Genomic DNA, 782 nt, shown 5'->3' with positions numbered 1-782 from the left:
GAAGACTACAAAATTGCCGGATCCGATTTGGTCCCCTTGACCAAAGATACTGTTTGCTCCATAGGTGGTAAAATCCGCTGGTCCGGCATTGACAGCCCCCCCCGCTCTGGCGAGTGCCAGCCGCGGGTTCCATTTCCTTTATCAAAATCAACTTCAAAAGAGTTAAAATTAATGTTAGCGTAGGAGGCGTTGGAAGCCTGAATTGTCGGTCTTTCTCCAAAAGTTTCCAATGCAAATTGATAGCCTGGATTTAAGTATAACTTTGCCGAACTTCCATTGAATTCATATAGGGAAAAATAGTAATTGGTGCTTGGTTCAAGATTGGTCACATTCACGTTGTTTCCTGAACCGGAATAAAGCACATAATTACCAGTTCCGATTTGCCTGGAACCAAAAGAGGATGAACTTTGGTAAGTTGTGAGATCAATGGGTGTTGTATTGACGGGTCCTTCTTTTCTACCTATCAGGATACGGTTGGCGCCATCACCTCTTGTCCAGGATATATTGATGGAGGTATTGCTTCGGCTACTGGTAAATGCATTATTGGATTGAACAGAAGGAGCACTTAAGGTCTCCTTATTCGCCGCCATATATGGATCCTTTAAATAATAGGTCTCTTCCCCGGTGCCGTTGTATTCAAAAACAGCAATATGATATTCAGTTGACGGTTCCAATCCATATAGCCAGGAGCCATTGGATGTTCCTTCATAGATCACAAATTCTCCGGGAGACACCTCTGTACCTGAACCAAAAGTCGTGGATCCGGTATAGACCTGTTTATC

The 782-nt window shown here is 43.6% G+C and carries 1 protein-coding gene; it reads right to left on the bottom strand.

Annotated features, from left to right (window positions below):
• Positions 1-5: 5 nt before the first annotated feature.
• On the bottom strand, positions 6-782 hold a 777-nt coding region (locus ADIWIN_RS20635; protein WP_040757702.1), incomplete at its 5' end, for a hypothetical protein.

Source organism: Winogradskyella psychrotolerans RS-3 (assembly GCF_000427335.1).
Classification (GTDB): domain Bacteria; phylum Bacteroidota; class Bacteroidia; order Flavobacteriales; family Flavobacteriaceae; genus Winogradskyella; species Winogradskyella psychrotolerans.
Note: the sequence above shows the minus strand (reverse complement) of the source record. Positions and strands in the feature narration are given on the sequence as shown.